This is a genomic window from Pseudanabaena sp. PCC 9330 (genome assembly GCF_055795045.1).
In genome coordinates, this window is the sequence record NZ_JAYFES010000113.1 from 73,170 (window position 1) to 88,732 (window position 15,563).

Annotated in this window: 16 protein-coding genes; 3 read left to right on the top strand and 13 right to left on the bottom strand. The window is 57.0% G+C overall.

Translation table 11 applies throughout. The features are described 5' to 3' along the window. Positions 1–381: 381 nt before the first annotated feature. The gene (locus AC0QKW_RS17020; RefSeq protein WP_473152280.1) at positions 382–981 is read right to left on the bottom strand and encodes a DUF3611 family protein; all 600 of its coding nucleotides are present in this window, start codon (positions 979–981) and stop codon (positions 382–384) included. Positions 982–1,253: 272 nt separating this feature from the next. On the opposite strand from AC0QKW_RS17020, the gene AC0QKW_RS17025 reads away from it, so the two are divergent. Further along, a complete protein-coding gene (locus tag AC0QKW_RS17025; RefSeq protein ID WP_473152281.1) occupies positions 1,254–3,992 on the top strand; it encodes an MGH1-like glycoside hydrolase domain-containing protein in 2,739 nt (912 codons plus the stop codon). Between the two features lie 326 nt (positions 3,993–4,318). Here the strand turns inward: AC0QKW_RS17025 and mutL are convergent, their stop codons facing one another. Beyond that, the gene (gene mutL / locus AC0QKW_RS17030) at positions 4,319–5,986 is read right to left on the bottom strand and encodes a DNA mismatch repair endonuclease MutL (protein WP_473152295.1); all 1,668 of its coding nucleotides are present in this window, start codon (positions 5,984–5,986) and stop codon (positions 4,319–4,321) included. A gap of 165 nt (positions 5,987–6,151) precedes the next feature. Here mutL and AC0QKW_RS17035 point away from each other — a divergent pair, with 165 nt between their 5' ends. After that, positions 6,152–6,607, top strand: coding sequence for a hypothetical protein (locus AC0QKW_RS17035; protein WP_473152282.1), 456 nt, complete (start codon positions 6,152–6,154; stop codon positions 6,605–6,607). Positions 6,608–6,619: 12 nt separating this feature from the next. Here the strand turns inward: AC0QKW_RS17035 and AC0QKW_RS17040 are convergent, their stop codons facing one another. The 3 genes from AC0QKW_RS17040 to menA all read right to left on the bottom strand — a co-directional run bounded on the left by AC0QKW_RS17040 (position 6,620) and on the right by menA (position 10,130). After that, positions 6,620–8,089, bottom strand: a complete 1,470-nt coding sequence (locus AC0QKW_RS17040; RefSeq protein WP_473152283.1) for an AMP-binding protein — start codon at positions 8,087–8,089, stop codon at positions 6,620–6,622. Then, positions 8,074–9,069 carry an o-succinylbenzoate synthase gene (locus AC0QKW_RS17045; protein ID WP_473152284.1) on the bottom strand — a complete coding sequence of 332 codons (996 nt, stop codon included), beginning with the start codon at positions 9,067–9,069 and terminating at the stop codon, positions 8,074–8,076. The genes AC0QKW_RS17040 and AC0QKW_RS17045 overlap by 16 nt, the downstream gene beginning before the upstream one ends. A 146-nt stretch (positions 9,070–9,215) precedes the next feature. Further along, on the bottom strand, positions 9,216–10,130 hold the full coding sequence (gene menA / locus AC0QKW_RS17050) for a 2-carboxy-1,4-naphthoquinone phytyltransferase (RefSeq protein WP_473152285.1): 915 nt from the start codon (positions 10,128–10,130) through the stop codon (positions 9,216–9,218). A gap of 239 nt (positions 10,131–10,369) precedes the next feature. Here menA and AC0QKW_RS17055 point away from each other — a divergent pair, with 239 nt between their 5' ends. After that, positions 10,370–10,783: a single-stranded DNA-binding protein gene (locus AC0QKW_RS17055; RefSeq protein ID WP_473152286.1), complete on the top strand. Its 414-nt coding sequence runs from the start codon at positions 10,370–10,372 to the stop codon at positions 10,781–10,783. A 128-nt stretch (positions 10,784–10,911) separates the two neighbouring features. On the opposite strand, the gene AC0QKW_RS17060 is transcribed toward AC0QKW_RS17055, so the two are convergent. The 8 genes from AC0QKW_RS17060 to AC0QKW_RS17095 all read right to left on the bottom strand — a co-directional run. Next, positions 10,912–11,259 (bottom strand): DUF1823 family protein, encoded by a 348-nt coding sequence (locus tag AC0QKW_RS17060; protein ID WP_473152287.1) that lies wholly within the window; start codon positions 11,257–11,259, stop codon positions 10,912–10,914. Between the two features lie 124 nt (positions 11,260–11,383). Further along, positions 11,384–11,650, bottom strand: coding sequence for a DUF2442 domain-containing protein (locus AC0QKW_RS17065; protein WP_473152296.1), 267 nt, complete (start codon positions 11,648–11,650; stop codon positions 11,384–11,386). A 169-nt stretch (positions 11,651–11,819) separates the two neighbouring features. Continuing rightward, positions 11,820–12,065 carry an antitoxin gene (locus tag AC0QKW_RS17070; RefSeq protein ID WP_473152288.1) on the bottom strand — a complete coding sequence of 82 codons (246 nt, stop codon included), beginning with the start codon at positions 12,063–12,065 and terminating at the stop codon, positions 11,820–11,822. A 65-nt stretch (positions 12,066–12,130) separates the two neighbouring features. Continuing rightward, positions 12,131–12,475: a type II toxin-antitoxin system PemK/MazF family toxin gene (locus AC0QKW_RS17075; RefSeq protein ID WP_473152289.1), complete on the bottom strand. Its 345-nt coding sequence runs from the start codon at positions 12,473–12,475 to the stop codon at positions 12,131–12,133. After that, positions 12,466–12,702, bottom strand: coding sequence for a hypothetical protein (locus AC0QKW_RS17080; RefSeq protein WP_473152290.1), 237 nt, complete (start codon positions 12,700–12,702; stop codon positions 12,466–12,468). The genes AC0QKW_RS17075 and AC0QKW_RS17080 overlap by 10 nt, the downstream gene beginning before the upstream one ends. Positions 12,703–12,752: 50 nt before the next feature. Beyond that, the gene (locus AC0QKW_RS17085) at positions 12,753–12,995 is read right to left on the bottom strand and encodes a DUF2283 domain-containing protein (RefSeq protein ID WP_473152291.1); all 243 of its coding nucleotides are present in this window, start codon (positions 12,993–12,995) and stop codon (positions 12,753–12,755) included. Continuing rightward, on the bottom strand, positions 12,986–13,288 hold the full coding sequence (locus AC0QKW_RS17090; RefSeq protein WP_473152292.1) for a hypothetical protein: 303 nt from the start codon (positions 13,286–13,288) through the stop codon (positions 12,986–12,988). Before AC0QKW_RS17090 ends, AC0QKW_RS17085 begins: the two co-directional genes overlap by 10 nt. Further along, the coding region (locus AC0QKW_RS17095; protein WP_473152293.1) for a class I SAM-dependent DNA methyltransferase at positions 13,285–15,563 on the bottom strand (2,279 nt) is incomplete at its 5' end. The genes AC0QKW_RS17090 and AC0QKW_RS17095, both read right to left, overlap by 4 nt.

The following is a 15,563-nucleotide window of genomic DNA, read 5'->3' on the forward strand; positions in this document are numbered from 1 at the left end:
GCTGGGTTCTACGCCACCTAGAAGGCGGATATCCTTACCCGCTAGAGCACCAATACCGAATTTGAATTCTATACCCCCGATTCAGTTGGGCAAACAACCGTTTGCCCCTGCGGGATACCTGTTTTGATTCGGGGTTTTTGAACTCGAATTTCGTATTACTCCAAATCCCGCTTGGCTACCCCCGATTCAGCCGGGCGCACAGCGGTGCGCCCCTACAGGTTGCCCGATTGGAAATAGGGAGTATGGAGGTTGGATTCGCCATAAAGCCTAAGGATATTCTTGGCACAGAAGACACGTCCCCCGTAGGGGCACAGGGCCTGCGCCCTTGGGAGGAAGCAAAATCTTAGGTATTTTTGTTGCCAGAATTGTCCTAAACCCGCCCTAGGTGAATAGATCGGGCGAGGTGCGGTGACGACCCACCTGGTAGATCAGCAGCAGGGCGATGACTACGCCGACCAGACCAGCGGCGATCGCACTCACCATCGCCTGAATCGCAATCATGCTGGAGGGGGTGATCAGCCCGCCCGGCACTGCCGCCGCGCCGGGGGTGACCACCGTAGTGCCCTGGGGAATGGTCAGCATTTGAATACTCAGCAGGGTGACTCGCCAGAGGGCCAGCAGCACGCCGATCGCCATCAGCGCCAGGTTGCTGAGCAGCCCTAGCTTGAGGTTGCGCTTCACCGCCGACTTAGCCGGACGCAGGTCGGGGTCGGCCAGCCGCCGCGCCATGTGGATATAGCGAAAACACCAGTAGATGCTAAACAGCAAGATCGCCAGCCCCAGCACCGCTAGCCATAGGCCCCAAGACGATCGCACATCACGCCACCGGGGGTTGACCAGCATACGAGCAATCACCACCACTAGAGGAATAACCCCCAGCAGCGATTGCAGCACCAACCCAGCCCAACCCAGGGTGCGGCAGTAGCGGGCAATTTGAGTGGGGCTGGGGCTAGAGGGTTGGGCGCGAAGGAAGTCGAACATGGGTCAGGGTGGGGGGTACAGATTGTACGTAGGGATGTTGGCTGTAAGAACTATAGGACTGGGCTGGAGGAAATCAGGCAAGTTGTAGTTTTATGACACGCCTCACACATGATCTCTCACTCCTTCATAGGCGCTATCCATAGGAATTTCATAGGAAGTTCAGAGAAAATTAGCACCAGCTTTCTCCAGGGGCTTAAGTTTGTCTGAGATTTATTCGCCTTCCCTGGGGATCGAGCAAAAATCTAGCTACTTTCACCAGGCAGGTAAGCACCGTGACCGCAGAAGCCAATCGCCTTGCAGAAAACCGAGCCAAAACTACCCCCTGGCAAAAGTGGGGGCCTTATCTGAGTGAGCGCCAGTGGGGCACTGTGCGCGAAGACTACAGCAGCGACGGCAATGCCTGGGATTATTTTCCCCACGACCATGCGCGATCGCGGGCCTACCGATGGGGTGAAGACGGTCTCGGCGGCATCAGCGACGACCACAACCTGCTGTGCTTTGCCCTGGCCCTGTGGAACGGTCAGGACCCGATTCTCAAGGAGCGGTTGTTTGGTCTGACCAACAGCCAGGGCAACCACGGCGAAGACGTGAAAGAGTACTACTTTTACCTCGACAGTACGCCGACCCACTCGTACATGAAGTACCTGTACAAGTACCCCCAGGCCAAGTTTCCCTACCAAGACCTAGTCGAGACCAACGCCCAGCGCAACCGCTACGAGCCGGAGTACGAGCTGCTGGATACCGGGATTTTTGATAGCGATCGCTACTTTGACGTGTTTTTGGAATATGCCAAGGCCGACGCCGAAGACATGCTGATCAAAATCAGCGTAGCCAACCGGGGGCCAGAGGCGGCTCCCCTACACCTGCTGCCCACCCTGTGGTTTCGCAACACCTGGTCATGGCTAGAGACGGGCGAAAGGCCGCAGATGAAGGCCCTGGGCAACGGCGTAGTGCAGACCCACATCACCAACCCCAAGCTCACCGACTACCTGGCCGACTACTACTTTTATTGCGACGCCGGGGTGCCGCTGCTATTCACCGAAAACGAGACTAACCAAGAGCGCGTCTTTGGCCAGCCCAACGAGACTCCCTACGTCAAAGACAGCATCAATAATTACGTCATTCACGGGCAGAGCGATGCGGTCAACCCCAATGGGGAAGGCACCAAGGTGTCCCCCTACTACCAACTCACCGTAGGGGCAGGCGAAACCGTAGTGGTGAAGCTGCGGCTGTCGAAAAGCGGCCCTGAGATCGTCGGTGACCCCTTTAGCGATTACTTTGACCAGCAGTTTGCCGCCCGCAAAACTGAGGCTGACGAGTTTTTTGCTACGGTGATGCCTCCCGCCATTCAAGCCGATGCCGATCGCGCCAATGTCATGCGCCAGGCCCTAGCCGGGATGATGTGGACAAAGCAGTACTTCTACTACGATCTCGATCTGTGGCTGCGGGAGCGCGATGTCACCCCCTGGACGCCAGCGGCGAAGAAGGGCCACGTGCGCAACAGCGAGTGGTTCCACATGCTCAACGACGACATCGTGTCGATGCCCGACAAGTGGGAGTACCCCTGGTATGCCGCCTGGGATCTGGCGTTTCACGTCATCCCGATCAGCCTGATCGACCCAGACTTTGCCAAAGACCAGCTGATGCTGATGCTGCGGGAAGATTACCTGCACCCCAACGGCCAGATTCCGGCCTACGAGTGGAACTTTGGCGATGTCAACCCGCCGGTCCATGCCTTTGCCACCTGGGAAATCTATGTGCGCGATCGCGATCGCAACGGTGGTCAAGGCGACCTGGAGTTTCTCAAATATGCCTTCTCGAAGCTGCTGATCAACTTCACCTGGTGGGTCAACCGCAAGGACGAAGGCGGCAACAACATCTTTGAGGGCGGCTTTTTGGGCCTTGACAACATTGGCGTGTTTGACCGTAGCTCGCCCCTGCCCACCGGGGGTCGCCTAGAGCAGGCCGACGGCACCAGCTGGATGGTGTTCTTTAGCCAGCGGATGTTTCAGATTGCCATTGAGCTGGCCCTGCACGACCACCTCTACGAAGACCTGGCGATCAAGTTTTTTGAGCACACCATGTGGATCGCCGGGGCGATGGATCGCATGGGCGACCACGAAGACGAGCTGTGGGACGAGGCCGACGGCTTTTTCTACGATGTACTGCGGCTACCCGATGGCAACGCCCTGCGGCTGAAGGTGCGATCGCTGGTCGGCCTTCTCTCCCTGATGGCCGTCGCTGTCTTCCCCCGCGCAGCCTTTGCCGAGCTGCCCCGACTACAAGAGCGGGTGAACAAGTTTATCGACCGCCACCCCGAGCTGTGCGGCAACGTGCACCTGCCGATCAAGCCGGGGGTCGACAAGCGGGTAATGCTGTCGATTCTTGACAAAGATAAGCTGCGCCGGGTGCTGTCGAGAATGCTCGACGAAAGTGAGTTTCTCAGCGACTACGGCATTCGCTCGCTGTCGCGCCAGCACCTCGACGACCCCTACATCTTTTATCACGAGGGTCAGGAGTATAAGGTGGGCTACGTGCCCGGCGACTCGACCTCGGGCATGTTTGGCGGCAACTCCAACTGGCGAGGGCCAATCTGGATGCCGGTGAATTTGCTCTTGATTCGGGCGCTGTTGCAGCTCTACACCTACTATGGCAACGAGTTCACCGTCGAGTACCCCACCGGCTCCGGCGACCACAAAACCTTGTTTGAGGTCGCCCGCTGCATCACTGAGCGGCTGGTCAGCATCTTCACCAAAGATGAAAATGGCCGTCGCCCGGTCTACGGCGGGGCCGAGAAGTTCCAGAGCGATCCCCACTGGCAAGATCTAATTCTGTTCTACGAATACTTCCACGGGGACGATGGCTCGGGCATTGGGGCTAGCCACCAGACGGGCTGGACGGGCTGTGTGGCCCGGATGATTCAGGCGCTGGGCTATTTTACCCCCGAGACGGTGCTCGACACGGTGAGTCCTGGAGAGCTGCAAAAGTATCAGAACTACGTTCAGCAGTGAGGGGCTGACGGTAAGGCGATCGCAGGCTGATCCCTAACCTGAGTTCGGGATCAGAAAAATCTTTGGCAAAGCAGGCCCACTATCCCCTCCTTCGGAGGGGTCGGGGTGGGTTGGTCTTTGCCAGCACGGCAACGTACCATATCTAGAGACTTTCATTTCGCTTTAGGTTTAACCCACCCCGCCCTTCGGGCACCCCTCCAAGGAGGGGACGGCGTTATCCCGAACTGAGGTTATCTAGAGACTTTTATTTTGCCGTAGGTTTAACCTACCCCGCCCTTTGGGCACCCCTCCACGAAGGGGATGGCGCTATCTCATTCTAAGGTTGCTTAAATGCCGTGGCTTTTGCCGATCACCCAGCTGCGGCGAAAGAATCGGGCCAGGCTGCTCTCGCTGAGGGTCAGACAGATTGGTCTGCCGTGGGGGCAGGTGCGGGGGTGGCGGGTCTGCTGCCAGTCGTCGAGCAGGGTTTGCAGGGTGGCCAGGTCGAGGGGGGTGCCATTGCGAATAGCGGTGCGGCAGGCGATCGCCACCTGGGCCGTATCGAGATTGCCGCCGAGACTCAGCTCAACCAGGGCAGCGGGCAGATCGTCGCGATCGCTCAAGGGCTCGGGCACCTGGCGGATGGCCCAGCGGTTGGGGCCAAACTCTTCGGGGGCTAGCCCCAGCTGGGTGAGCTGGGTGAGCTGCCTTTCGCTCAGCCCGTCTAGCACCACGGGGGTGGCGATGGGCACCAGCCGCCAGCGGTCTTGCAGCCGCTCGTAGAGCACCCGCTCGTGGGCAATGTGCTGCTCGACCAAACACAGGCCGTCGGGCTGCTCGGCCAAGATGTAGCGATCGTGCACCTGGGCGATCGCCCGCAGTCGGCCCAGCCGCTCTCGGTAGGGGAGTTGGTCAGATAGATCGGTGGTGTCGTAGCCGCCGCTGGGTTCTGCCGCCTTGATCAACTGGGTGACCCGCGGCTGGTTGCGCTCCGGCAGGGCGTCGGCATGGTGCCCCAGCAGGGTCTCAATGTGGCTCTGGCAAAGGGCCACCCACTGGTCGAGGCCGTGTAGGTAGAGGGTGCTTTTGTCGGGGCGGCGGTTCCAGTCGATGTCGCCAGGGGGCACCGTCAAATGCACCAGGGCCAGGGGGTAGCGATGGCGGGGCAGGGTATAGCGAAAGGTATTTACCAGACTCTGCTCTAGCTCGGGCACCGTCACCAGCCGCCCGTTTACCGCCACCTTGACCCAGTCGGGCCGGGGTCGATGGCAGCGATCGGGCAGGCCAACCACTCCATAGATACCGATTGGGGATGAACCTGTCTCGGCCTCGGCCCAGGGGACAGACTGCCAGCCTTCATGGAGGTCGGCGGCGTTGACGGTGCGCACCATTTGAGGAATCAGGCCCAGGGCGGTGGGGCTGGGAGTGAGGGAAAGCCAGGGGCGATCGCTCACCTGCACAGCCCAGGTCACCGTCGGGTGGGCCAGGGCACAGTGGACAATCACCCGCTGCACCTGGCTGAGCTGGTGGGCGACGGTGGGCAGGCGCTGGCGGCGGGCGGGCCAGCGGCCAAACAAATTGGCCACGGTTACCACGGTGCCGGGGGCCAGGGCCGCAGGGGTGGTCTCTAGGGGCTCTCCCTGGGTTGAGTAGGTGACTCGCCAACCCGCCTCACCCGCTGGGGGGCGGCTGCAAATCTCTAGCTCAGCCACCTGGGCCAGGCTGTGCAGCGCCTCACCCCTAAAGCCCAGACTGTTGACCTGCCACAGGTCAGCCTGGGTGCGAATTTTGCTGGTGCTGTGGGGCACCGCCGCCCGGTGCAAATCGTCTAGGCCCATGGCCAGGCCGTTGTCGGCCACCTGCAAGCGCCCCTGGTCAGGCCACAGGGCGATGGTGATGTGGGTGGCCTGGGCATCGAGGGCGTTTTCTACCAGCTCGCGCACGGCAGCGGCCAGCGAGTCGATCACCTCTCCGGCGGCAATGCTGTGGACGACATCCCCCGGCAGCGGCTGAATGGGGCTGGCAGGGTGAGAAAATGGGGCAGCTGCGATGGGTCTGAGCCTCTAAACCTAGATCAATGGTACTGCCAAGGCCCAAGAGCGTAGCAGTGGATCTGCCGCTGGACTTGGCCATTGCAGTAGAGTCAAGTAGAGTCAAATAGCCGCTTACCCACTGATGCTATGTCTCTAGACCGCCCGTTTACCGACGAAGATCGCGTTGAGTCGCTCAAGGGGGCGGTGCTGTCTGGTGCGGCGGCGGGGTTGGTGGCAGCGGCTCTGCTGTTTGCCCATCGAGTGCCAGCCCTGGGGGCGATCGCAGCGCTCAATTCACTCACATCGGGTCTGGGCGGCAGCACGTTTTGGGTCAGCGCTGTCATTGCAGGCCTCTCTGGCGGGCTGTTTGGCATTACCTATCGCTATGCCGTGCGGCAGGATGACAATGCCCAGCTCAAAGCCGGGGTCGTGTTGGCCTTTAGCCTGGTGCGGGGGCTGGCATTGGTAAATGTGGCGGCGGCAATCAGCCTGCGGGGCTGGCCCTTTGCGGTGGCGATCGCCGAGAGTCTGTTGATATTTGCTGCCGCCGCCGCTGCTCTAGAGATTGCCCAGCGGCGGGGATGGATCAAAGCGGTGAAGTGAGGGTGGGGTGGCCTAGGATCTCAGTCCCAGAATGCTGTGGGCCAGGGCCAACGCCTGGGGACGACTGAGCTTGCCCTGGGCTGTCTTGGGAAGATCTGGGGTTAAAATCCACTGCTTGGGCAGTTTGTAAGCGGTTAATAGCGGGCGTAGGCGATCGGGCAGATCGTTCAGCATCTGGGTAGAATCCATCACGACGAGGGCGCAGAGTTGCTGCCCCCAGCGATCGCAGGGCAACCCCACCACGCAGGCATCGCTCACCCACCCCGTCGCCAGCAGCAACCCTTCAATTTCCTCAGGGAACACATTCTCGCCCCCCGTGATGATCTTGGTGCTGCTGCGCCCGACGATATGCAGGTAACCGCCCCCATCGAGGTAGCCAATGTCATCGGTAGCTAAGGGTTCCACGACTGTTTGATGAGCAATGTCCCCCAGAGGGAAACTCGCCTCTCTGGAATCCTCCAAAGTAGGGTAGGCACTGCCCACCACCGGGCCGGGCCGCCCCTCAACACAGCCCAAATACCCCACCGCTAGCGATCGCGCCTGAACCACCACCCGCCCCGGTTCGCCCCAGGGCTGCGCCTGCCCCTGCTCACTGAGAATGGCGATCTGGGCATGGGGCAAAGGTTTGCCGCTGCTGCGGTTACCGGCCAAAAATTCCTCGGGCAGCAGGGTGGCCACCTGGGAGGCGGTTTCGGTCATGCCGTAGGTGAGCGCAATAGGAATGCCCAAAGCCTGGGCCGCATCGAGCAGCGATCGCCCCGCCGGAGCGCCCCCCAGCAGCACCGCCCGAAAGCGCCGCAGCCAGGGAATAAATTCGCCTCCCAACTCCAACAAATTCTGAAGCTGAGTCGGCACCAGCGAGAGAAAACCACCCGGCGGCAGGCTCAACCGTGCGCCACCCTTGAGATCGCCGTAGGGTTGGATGGCAAGCGTTCCACCAGAGACCAGCACTCGCAGTGCCTGCATTAGCCCACTGACGTGAAACAGCGGCAGCACGCAGTAGGCCTGCACCTGATCTACCCCAAAGTGATCGCGAAATCCTTGGGTAGAACTCGTTAGCGTGTCCCAGGTATGTACTGCGTACTTGATTTGCCCCGATGACCCGCCCGTGGGAATCAGAATTTGGCTAGATCGCCCCCCCAGCACCTCACAGGGGTAGCACCGCAGCCCTGCCAAGACTGGACTAGGCCAATGGGGATTGACCAGAGCTTTTAAATGCTGCCGCTCAGTCTCACCCCAGCGAGGATTGGCCAAAACCACGGTGCAGCCCTCTGACCAGGCCGCTAGGCAAACCGCCAAAACCTGAAGCTGGTCAGCCTCAGCGATCAAAATGCCGCTGCTGTCTGAGCGGGAAGACGCTCTATAAGCATTAAAAACAGACGTATATTCACCCAGGCAACGCCAGAAAGTCTTGCTCCTGGGGCCAATCAACCAGTCGTCGCCCCAGCGATCGCCCAACAGGTCCTTTAAACTCTGTCCCATAGCTCAGCGGCGCTAAGGGCATCCCAATCGTCATCAAACGCGCCCTGGGTGCCAAAGCCCAGGGCTGGGGCCGGGGTCGACATGCATGCCGAAGCCAAGGCCAGGGCCGCCCGCCGCCCAATCGCCGTTTCAAAGCATGACGAAAATACCAGCTGGGGGCGATGCCGTTGGCAAAAGGCCCGGAGCCGCTGGGGCGCCCCGGCGATCGCAGGCTTCACCACCATCACCCCTCGCCAGCCTCTAGCCCAGCAATTCTCCAGTTGCACCAGCGTCGCTACCGATTCATCTAGGGCGATCGCTGTCCTGTAGCGCTTGCCTAACGCCTCCATCGCCCCCACCTGATCGACCGGCAACGGCTGCTCCAAATGCTCGATCATCGCCAGGTGAGCGTCTGCATTAATCTGGTCGCAGGCCACCAGCCATCGTTCGGCCTGGGCCAGGCTCAGCCCGCCGTTGGCATCTAGACGCAGCCGAATACCAGGGCATTCTTTTACGATCAGCTCCAGCCAGCGCAGCTCCTCCCCCAGAGGAAACACGCCAATTTTCCACTTCAGGGTGCGGTGGCCTTGGGCCAGGCGCTGGGGTGCGGCCTCCAACGCCGCTGCGCCCGCTGGTAACAGACCGCAGAGATCGGCGTTAGCAACCCTCTCTACAAGCATCGCCGGTTCGTGCGCCATCGGTGGAGTTTCTCTGTGCAAATCTGCCAGGGCGCTCTCTAGCCCAAACTGGGTCGCAGGCAGGGCATCGGGTATGGGCTGCGATCGCCATTCTCCCCGCTGGGCTGTGCAAAATTCCAGCGCATCCGCCACTGTCTCACTGCCAAACCACGGAATCGGAGCCACTTCCCCATAGCCCACACGCCCCAAGCTATCCCGCAGCCGGATCAACAGCCCCTTGCGCCAAATCCACAATCCGTGGGCCGTGTGCAGTGGCCGGGCAAACTGCCGCCGGTAAGGCCGAACCGCCAACTCAGTACCCATGCTCTCGCGTTGCTAAATAGACAGGATGAAATTGGGTACGGGCGCACAGCGGTACGCCCGTACGAGAAACGTTGATGCTTGAATTCATGCCTGTGCAACTCCGCTGGAGGTGCCCCGCCAACGCCATGGACGATTGGTGTCAAAACTCAAAACCCCAGCCAGGTGCTGAGCCAAAACCCCGCCGCCAGCAGCACACCACTCCAAAAGTGAAGGCCGATGGCAAAAAACTTGGCATTAAAGACTTGGCTGGGCTGGTTGTGGTGGCGGTTGACATGGCGACTGAGCCGCCAGGCCGAGGGCGCGCTGGCAAATATCAACCCCGCCCATGGCGGAAAAACCCCAGCCAACAGAGCCAGCAGGGCGATCGCAAACACCAGCCCGCACGCCCAGGGAACCAGCGCCGCCCCCCGCTGGGTGCCCAGGCGCACAATGGGCGATCGCTTGCCCGCCGCCAGATCGTCTTCTACCTGGTGAAAGTGGGAGCAAAACAGCACCAGCGTGGTGGTCAGACCGACAATCACCCCGGCCAGTTGGCTACCCCACGACCAGCTCTGGGTCTGGCTGTAGTAGGCGGCCCCTATAGCCAAAGGGCCAAAGCTAAAAAAGCACAGCACCTCACCTAGGCCCTGGTAGCCCAGCCGAAAGGGCGGCCCCTGATACATATAGCCCAGCCCACAGCAGATCAAAATAATGCCCAATACTGTGGGGTCTTGCTGAGCTACCGCGATCGCCACAATGCCCGCAATGCCCAAGGCCAGACACAGGTTAGCCAGCCAAAACACTCCCCTGCGGTTGCGGGTCAGATTCACCACAGAATGGGCCTTATTCACATCGATGCCCGTGTCAGAGTCAAACACATCATTACTGAGGTTTTCCCAGGCCAAGATCAGTATCGCCGCCAGCAAAAATAACGCAAAAATACCGCTGTTAAACTGGCCAGTCTCGGCGTAGGCGATCGCGCTACCCACCACAATCGGCATCATGGCAACGCTATACATGGGGGGTTTGATGGCCGCTAGCCAGAGCTTGCGGGCAGTGGGGTCTACCGATTGGGTCGTCATGGCACTGCAATTACTCCAGACTTAGCATATCGCTAAGGCGAGCCGGGGGCTGCGGTCAACCTTTACCCTGGGCCGCTAGATCGCGCCACATCGTGCCCCAAGTAATTACGGAGAAGCCCAGCCAAAAAGTTACGTAAAAATCCATAGCAAATTATCCATTCAACCGGTGCATATTAGCCCTACAGACATCTGTCTTGTTGGGCGGGGTCTAGTGCATCTACCCTACGGAGTTTCCAGCTATGTCGAGTCGAGGATTGAACCTGTGTACCCTGGCTGGCCATGTGGCCGCCGACCCCCAGGTGCGCAATATCGAGCGTAGAACTGGTGGCAACACCCAAGTGGCCAACCTGACCATCTACGTCGATCGCATTCCCAGCCGCAAAGAGAGCGACAGCTTTACCGTCGAACTCACCGTGTGGGAAGATTCTTCGGCCTGGCGCAAGCTCACCCACATTAAGAAAGGCTCGCTGATTATCGCCAGCGGTGCGATCGACGCCTCTCCCTACCTCAGCAAAGCCGACTCTCAGCCTCGGGCCGGGCTTCAGCTCAAGGTCAACGATATCTTTTTAGACTCGTCTCCTAGGGCCGAAGACCCTAGCGCCGCCGCCCCTCAGGCCCAAGCGCCCAGAGAGCTAGCCACGGCAGAGTTCTAACATCAGCTATGCTGCTGTGCCTTGGCCGCTGCGATCGCAGATCGATCCACCGCCAGGCCAGCAGCCCCAGTATCCACGGAGAGAGCGCCGTGGGTTGAGAGCAAGGATGCGGCTAGCCGCATCCTTTTTTAGTTTTGCTTGCGGTAGCTCAGTAGCCAGCTCACCATGGTCGCCCGCCGCGTCAGCCGGGGAATGAGCTGGTCAAGGGTGTAACCCTTAAAGCCGAGTTCTTCTTTTAGCAGCTGCTTATGGGCTGGCGGTATCGACCGGGTCAGCTGCACTGTCGCCGGGCGGCTGTCAATAAAGTTGGGCGGTGACGGAAATTTCTCGGCCCAACTGGGCGCTACCGCTGAGCTATCCCACCCTGCTGGGGTTTCGCGATAGCCCAGCCCAGCCCACACCAGGCGGTTTACGGTGTCGTCGTCGAGTTCATCCTTGAGAATGGCCCACAGGGTATCGTCGGTTAAAGGGAGCATAGAAATTCATTTACAGTAGCGCTGCTAGCTGACTGACACAATGCCACAAAGCCTTGGCCGTAGGTTGGGTGGCGCGATAGCAGCACCCAACAAGCCCGAAATTCTCGGCTGTAGGCTTACAGCACTAGGGAAGGTGTCGGGCTATTTGAGGAATGGTTTGCCCTAGTTCGTACAGAAACTCTGGGGCAAAGTCTGCGCCATTCGGCCATTCAATAGTCTTGGTTTCGGGATTCAAGAAGACTGGTTGAAAGTATTCAATATCGTTGAGAGGCTCGAAGATTTCGCCATATATCTCTGTGCTCAGATCAATGTCTTGAGTGACTCGATTGTTAAACCTGAGTCTAAGCTTGTGAGCTTCTAAATATTCTAGTTTTTCAACATAAAGGAATATGCCGACCTCTTAAACTCCACGTCGGGATTGCAAGAGACTTTGATTTGAGCTATAGACTACTCCTGTAATCGCTCAACCCAGTTTTCGAGTCATAATCCTGCAATTCTTTGAAATTCATTTGTGTTATTGGTGACGAGTATGAGATCTTGGGATAGCGCTTGGGCTGGAATTAGCATATCCATGCATCTAACGGGTTCTCCCGGTTGTCGAGAGGGGGTTGTTCGCGGGTTTCCATAAAGTCGTCAGTAAATTGGTCAAGGCTATCAAAGAGAGATTGCCAAGGGTTGTCTTTATTCAACAAAATAATGGCATTGCCAATTTTTTTGATGTAAACTTCGGTGCCACTGAGGTGAAAGGTGGCGGGCAAAACGACAATCTGGCCGTTTTCATTCGTCAGTAGCTTGGCTGTTTCCATTGCGTTATCTCCAGAAGACTAACCAACTATTGCGAATCAGGAATTGATTAAAATATCAGCTAACCTCAGTCAAGCTGAAAAGCCTGAGCCATTTTGGCGTTCAGCTCTTGGATATGTTGAGTGCCCAATTCACCTAGCCTGCGAACAACTAATTGACGGCTTAGGGTAACAATGCGAGTGGTTCTTACTTTTGATGATACCCGCAAGCCAGTCTGAGAAAATTCTGAATCAGTTAGATTGATTAAAAACTCTCCATCGCTCAAGCGATCTGTTTTCTGAGATGTGATGGCACAGACAACTACATCAGTTCCGGCAGTGTCGATCCATAGAATGATGGCGGGTCTTAGCTTGGTCTGGCTCAAATCTGTGAAAGGGAAGTTGACAAGGACAATGCTACCTTTTACGACCATGTGACGGGTTCCCCATCATTTAGGGTGTAAAGCTCTGGTTCGTCTTGCCAAAAATCAAAGCTGCCGCCCTTGTCGGTCAGGTGAATTAGCTCTGTTGTAGAGGGGTAAGGAACTTCGCCTAGCAGCCTATCGAGCAACAGGGCTTGCTCGTTGCTGGGGAGCGCCAGAATGACTTGGATCAGCGAATCTACGAGTTGGGTGTTGGTGGTGGATGCGGTGGATTCCATCAATGAACTCCTGTTTGTCTAAAAGATGATCAATAGTGTGATGTCTATCTTTAGCGCTGACTGGCATTGAGAATGGTTAGCCCAACGATCGCATCAGCATCATCGTAGCGAATCACAATATCATCATCGGTGAGTTCGCTATCTTCGGCAGATTGAGGTGGGTTGTTGAAGTCGATATAGAGTACATCTGCTTCAGCGTCATAGACGATGAAGAAGGGTTGCTTGGGGAGATCTTGTAACAGGGGCAGAAATTTGAGATAGGTTTGGGCTTCTTGGTAGTTAGCTACGGCCATAGTTGTTGCCTCCGATTAAGCGAGTTAATTTTACGAGTTGAGAAAGCTGTTACGACAAAACCATCGGCTTCTTCTTCCTTGTAAACTACAACTAACGATTTTCCTGGCTTGATTTCTTGAAGGGCCATCATTGCCCCGTCGTTACCTGCGAGAATGCGGGTCGGTGCGGAGATGGTTTGTAGCAGTAGATCTTTTTGTGCGGCGAGATCTGCGTGGCGTTGAATAATGTGATGCCATCGTTCATCAGGCAAACGAATTGGGATGCCATTGACAGAGGTAGCAGTGCTTATCATGGCACCTCCTTTGTCGGATCCCAGGGGCCAACAACGGGTTCGCCGCGTTGCTCTTTGGCGGCTAGCTCTAGGTTGAGGGCGAGCAGTTTTTCGAGCAGGTCGTCGGCAGGGGCAAAGCCATAGGCTTGCAGCACCAGGGCGTCGAGCTGTTTGTGGAGTTTGTAGAGCTGGCTGGCGGGTTCGTGGAAGTAGGCGTTGTAGAGTTTGGTGATGCCCCACTGTTTTTGCTGCATTTGGTCGCTGCGGTATTGATGCAGCTCTAGGGCTTTGGCGCGAATTTGCTGAACGATTTTGGCACTGGGGGTCTGCGGAAACGGGAAGGTTTCAAAGCAGGTATTGTGAGTGTAGCGAGTGTCGCCTTTTAATGTCGAACTTTGAGCTTTCACCCAAGACCTATGCGTACCTGAGCTAAGTATTCCGAGGATATAATAGTCATCCGAAGCAACTGCATTTATTGAATTGTTGGGCAGCCAATTAAGAGGACTGACTAAAAAGATAAAATATTTTGAATGACTAGGCACAACCAAATAAAATGACATTTTTTTAATTGCGGCTCTAAATGCTGGCCTTTTCTCGCCAAACTTCCACCAATTCAGTCGAGTTACTTCACGTCGATTGGTGTCCCTTATGGGTTTGACTGTTTTTTTGACATGCTCGAAAGGAAGTTGATATTCACTAGCGCTCTCAATACTAAGATCATTAAAATCAATGATCCACCTTCTTGGCTTTCCATGAGGAAAATCTGCTAAGTCGCCTGCCGATGAAGAGGGACGTAGAACGTCAGCATTTTTGGGAACTTCTTCAATCCAGCTCTGAGCTTGATCTTCACCAACAAAAAAACCTTTGCCTACAGGAATGATTCCTTGAAAGCATTTATTCAAATTACTCTTTATTCTCAATGCTTGAGTTACATCTAGCTCTGCCTTTAAGGAGCTGTTTATGGTTCCCACCTGGATGTTATCCAGATGAAAATTCTTTGGAGGTTTTTTGCACCAATTTACAATGCTTACATGGACAGCAGCTTCGCCAGACCAAGGCTGAGTTGAAATGGCCTCATGAATAAATCCTCCATTCTCAATGATATAGTCAAGGCTTGCTCGACGACTTTTGCCTTGACTTATGGAGTTTGTCCCTACAAGGCCAGCTCTGTTGTCCTTATCCATTCTTTCGTTGGCGATGCGGAACCAATATGAGCAAAAGTCTACAGAGTCTTTAACTTGAGGAAACCCCTGATAAATTTGTTCTGCGTATTCATCCCCCAAAGCCACTCGCATTCCTTTTCCACCCAAAAACGGGGGATTCCCGATGATCGCATCGGCCTTCGGCCATTCCGTAAACAGCGCATCCTGACAGACAATATTTTGATCCAGCGTATCCAGCGGCAGGGCCGGTTCAGAATCTTGCAGCCCCAGGCGATCGATCGCTACCTTGCGCGCAATCATCAGCGTCACCCGTGCCAGCTCCACCGCAAAGGGGTTGTTGTCGATGCCAAAAAACTGGTTTGGCGTTACAAAACTCATCTGCAACTGGTCGCGGGGCGACTTGCGGCGGCTGGCAATTTTATCCAGCAGCGTTTGCTCAATTTGCTTTAGCTCTTGGTAAGCAATGTAGAGAAAATTGCCCGACCCACAGGCCGGGTCTAGCACCCGGTAGTTTTGCAGCTCTAGCTGTAGCGTATTCAGCTCGCCAATGGTGTTCGCCGCCTCAATGCGCTCTTCCCAATAGCGCGAAATCGTGGGCCGCACGATTTTCATAATGTCGGCCTCGGCGGTGTAGTGAATGCCGTGGGCATGGCGCGTTTTAGCATCGATCGCCGACTCAAAAATGCTGCCAAAAATCGCCGGGCGCACCTTGCTCCAGTCCTCCAGCGCCGCCACTTCCAAAAACTTTAGCTCCGGCTGCGTCAGCTCAATGGGTTCAATATTGGCAAACAGCCCGCCGTTAAAATAGTCCACCCCCTTGTAGCGCCCAGCGGGGGTCATACCGGGCGTATTCATCGCCGTAAACAGCCCGCCCAGCACATCGTAGCTGCTCTCATCTCGCTCGATGCAGTCTTTTACGCACTGCACAAACAGGCTGTCGGGCAGCAGGCCGCGATCTTCCGCAAACATGGCCAGCACACACTGCAGCACAAACCGCTGGGCAGTGAGGGCGGCGCGATCGGCGTGGCTGGCGGCCCCGGAACCCTCACCCCCGGCCCCGGAGCCCTCACACCTAACCCCTCTCCCTGGGGGAGAGGGGGACTGGATCGATCTCCCCTCTCCCTCTGGGAGAG

Excerpts from the sequence above, each read along its gene's own strand:
- AC0QKW_RS17020 (WP_473152280.1), bottom strand. The coding sequence starts at position 981 with ATGTTCGACTTCCTTCGCGCCCAACCCTCTAGCCCCAGCCCCACTCAA.
- AC0QKW_RS17035 (WP_473152282.1), top strand. The coding sequence starts at position 6,152 with ATGTCTCTAGACCGCCCGTTTACCGACGAAGATCGCGTTGAGTCGCTC.
- AC0QKW_RS17040 (WP_473152283.1), bottom strand. The coding sequence starts at position 8,089 with ATGGGACAGAGTTTAAAGGACCTGTTGGGCGATCGCTGGGGCGACGAC.
- AC0QKW_RS17045 (WP_473152284.1), bottom strand. The coding sequence starts at position 9,069 with ATGGGTACTGAGTTGGCGGTTCGGCCTTACCGGCGGCAGTTTGCCCGG.
- menA (WP_473152285.1), bottom strand. The coding sequence starts at position 10,130 with ATGACGACCCAATCGGTAGACCCCACTGCCCGCAAGCTCTGGCTAGCG.
- AC0QKW_RS17055 (WP_473152286.1), top strand. The coding sequence starts at position 10,370 with ATGTCGAGTCGAGGATTGAACCTGTGTACCCTGGCTGGCCATGTGGCC.
- AC0QKW_RS17060 (WP_473152287.1), bottom strand. The coding sequence starts at position 11,259 with ATGCTCCCTTTAACCGACGATACCCTGTGGGCCATTCTCAAGGATGAA.
- AC0QKW_RS17070 (WP_473152288.1), bottom strand. The coding sequence starts at position 12,065 with ATGGAAACAGCCAAGCTACTGACGAATGAAAACGGCCAGATTGTCGTT.
- AC0QKW_RS17075 (WP_473152289.1), bottom strand. The coding sequence starts at position 12,475 with ATGGTCGTAAAAGGTAGCATTGTCCTTGTCAACTTCCCTTTCACAGAT.
- AC0QKW_RS17080 (WP_473152290.1), bottom strand. The coding sequence starts at position 12,702 with ATGGAATCCACCGCATCCACCACCAACACCCAACTCGTAGATTCGCTG.
- AC0QKW_RS17085 (WP_473152291.1), bottom strand. The coding sequence starts at position 12,995 with ATGGCCGTAGCTAACTACCAAGAAGCCCAAACCTATCTCAAATTTCTG.
- AC0QKW_RS17090 (WP_473152292.1), bottom strand. The coding sequence starts at position 13,288 with ATGATAAGCACTGCTACCTCTGTCAATGGCATCCCAATTCGTTTGCCT.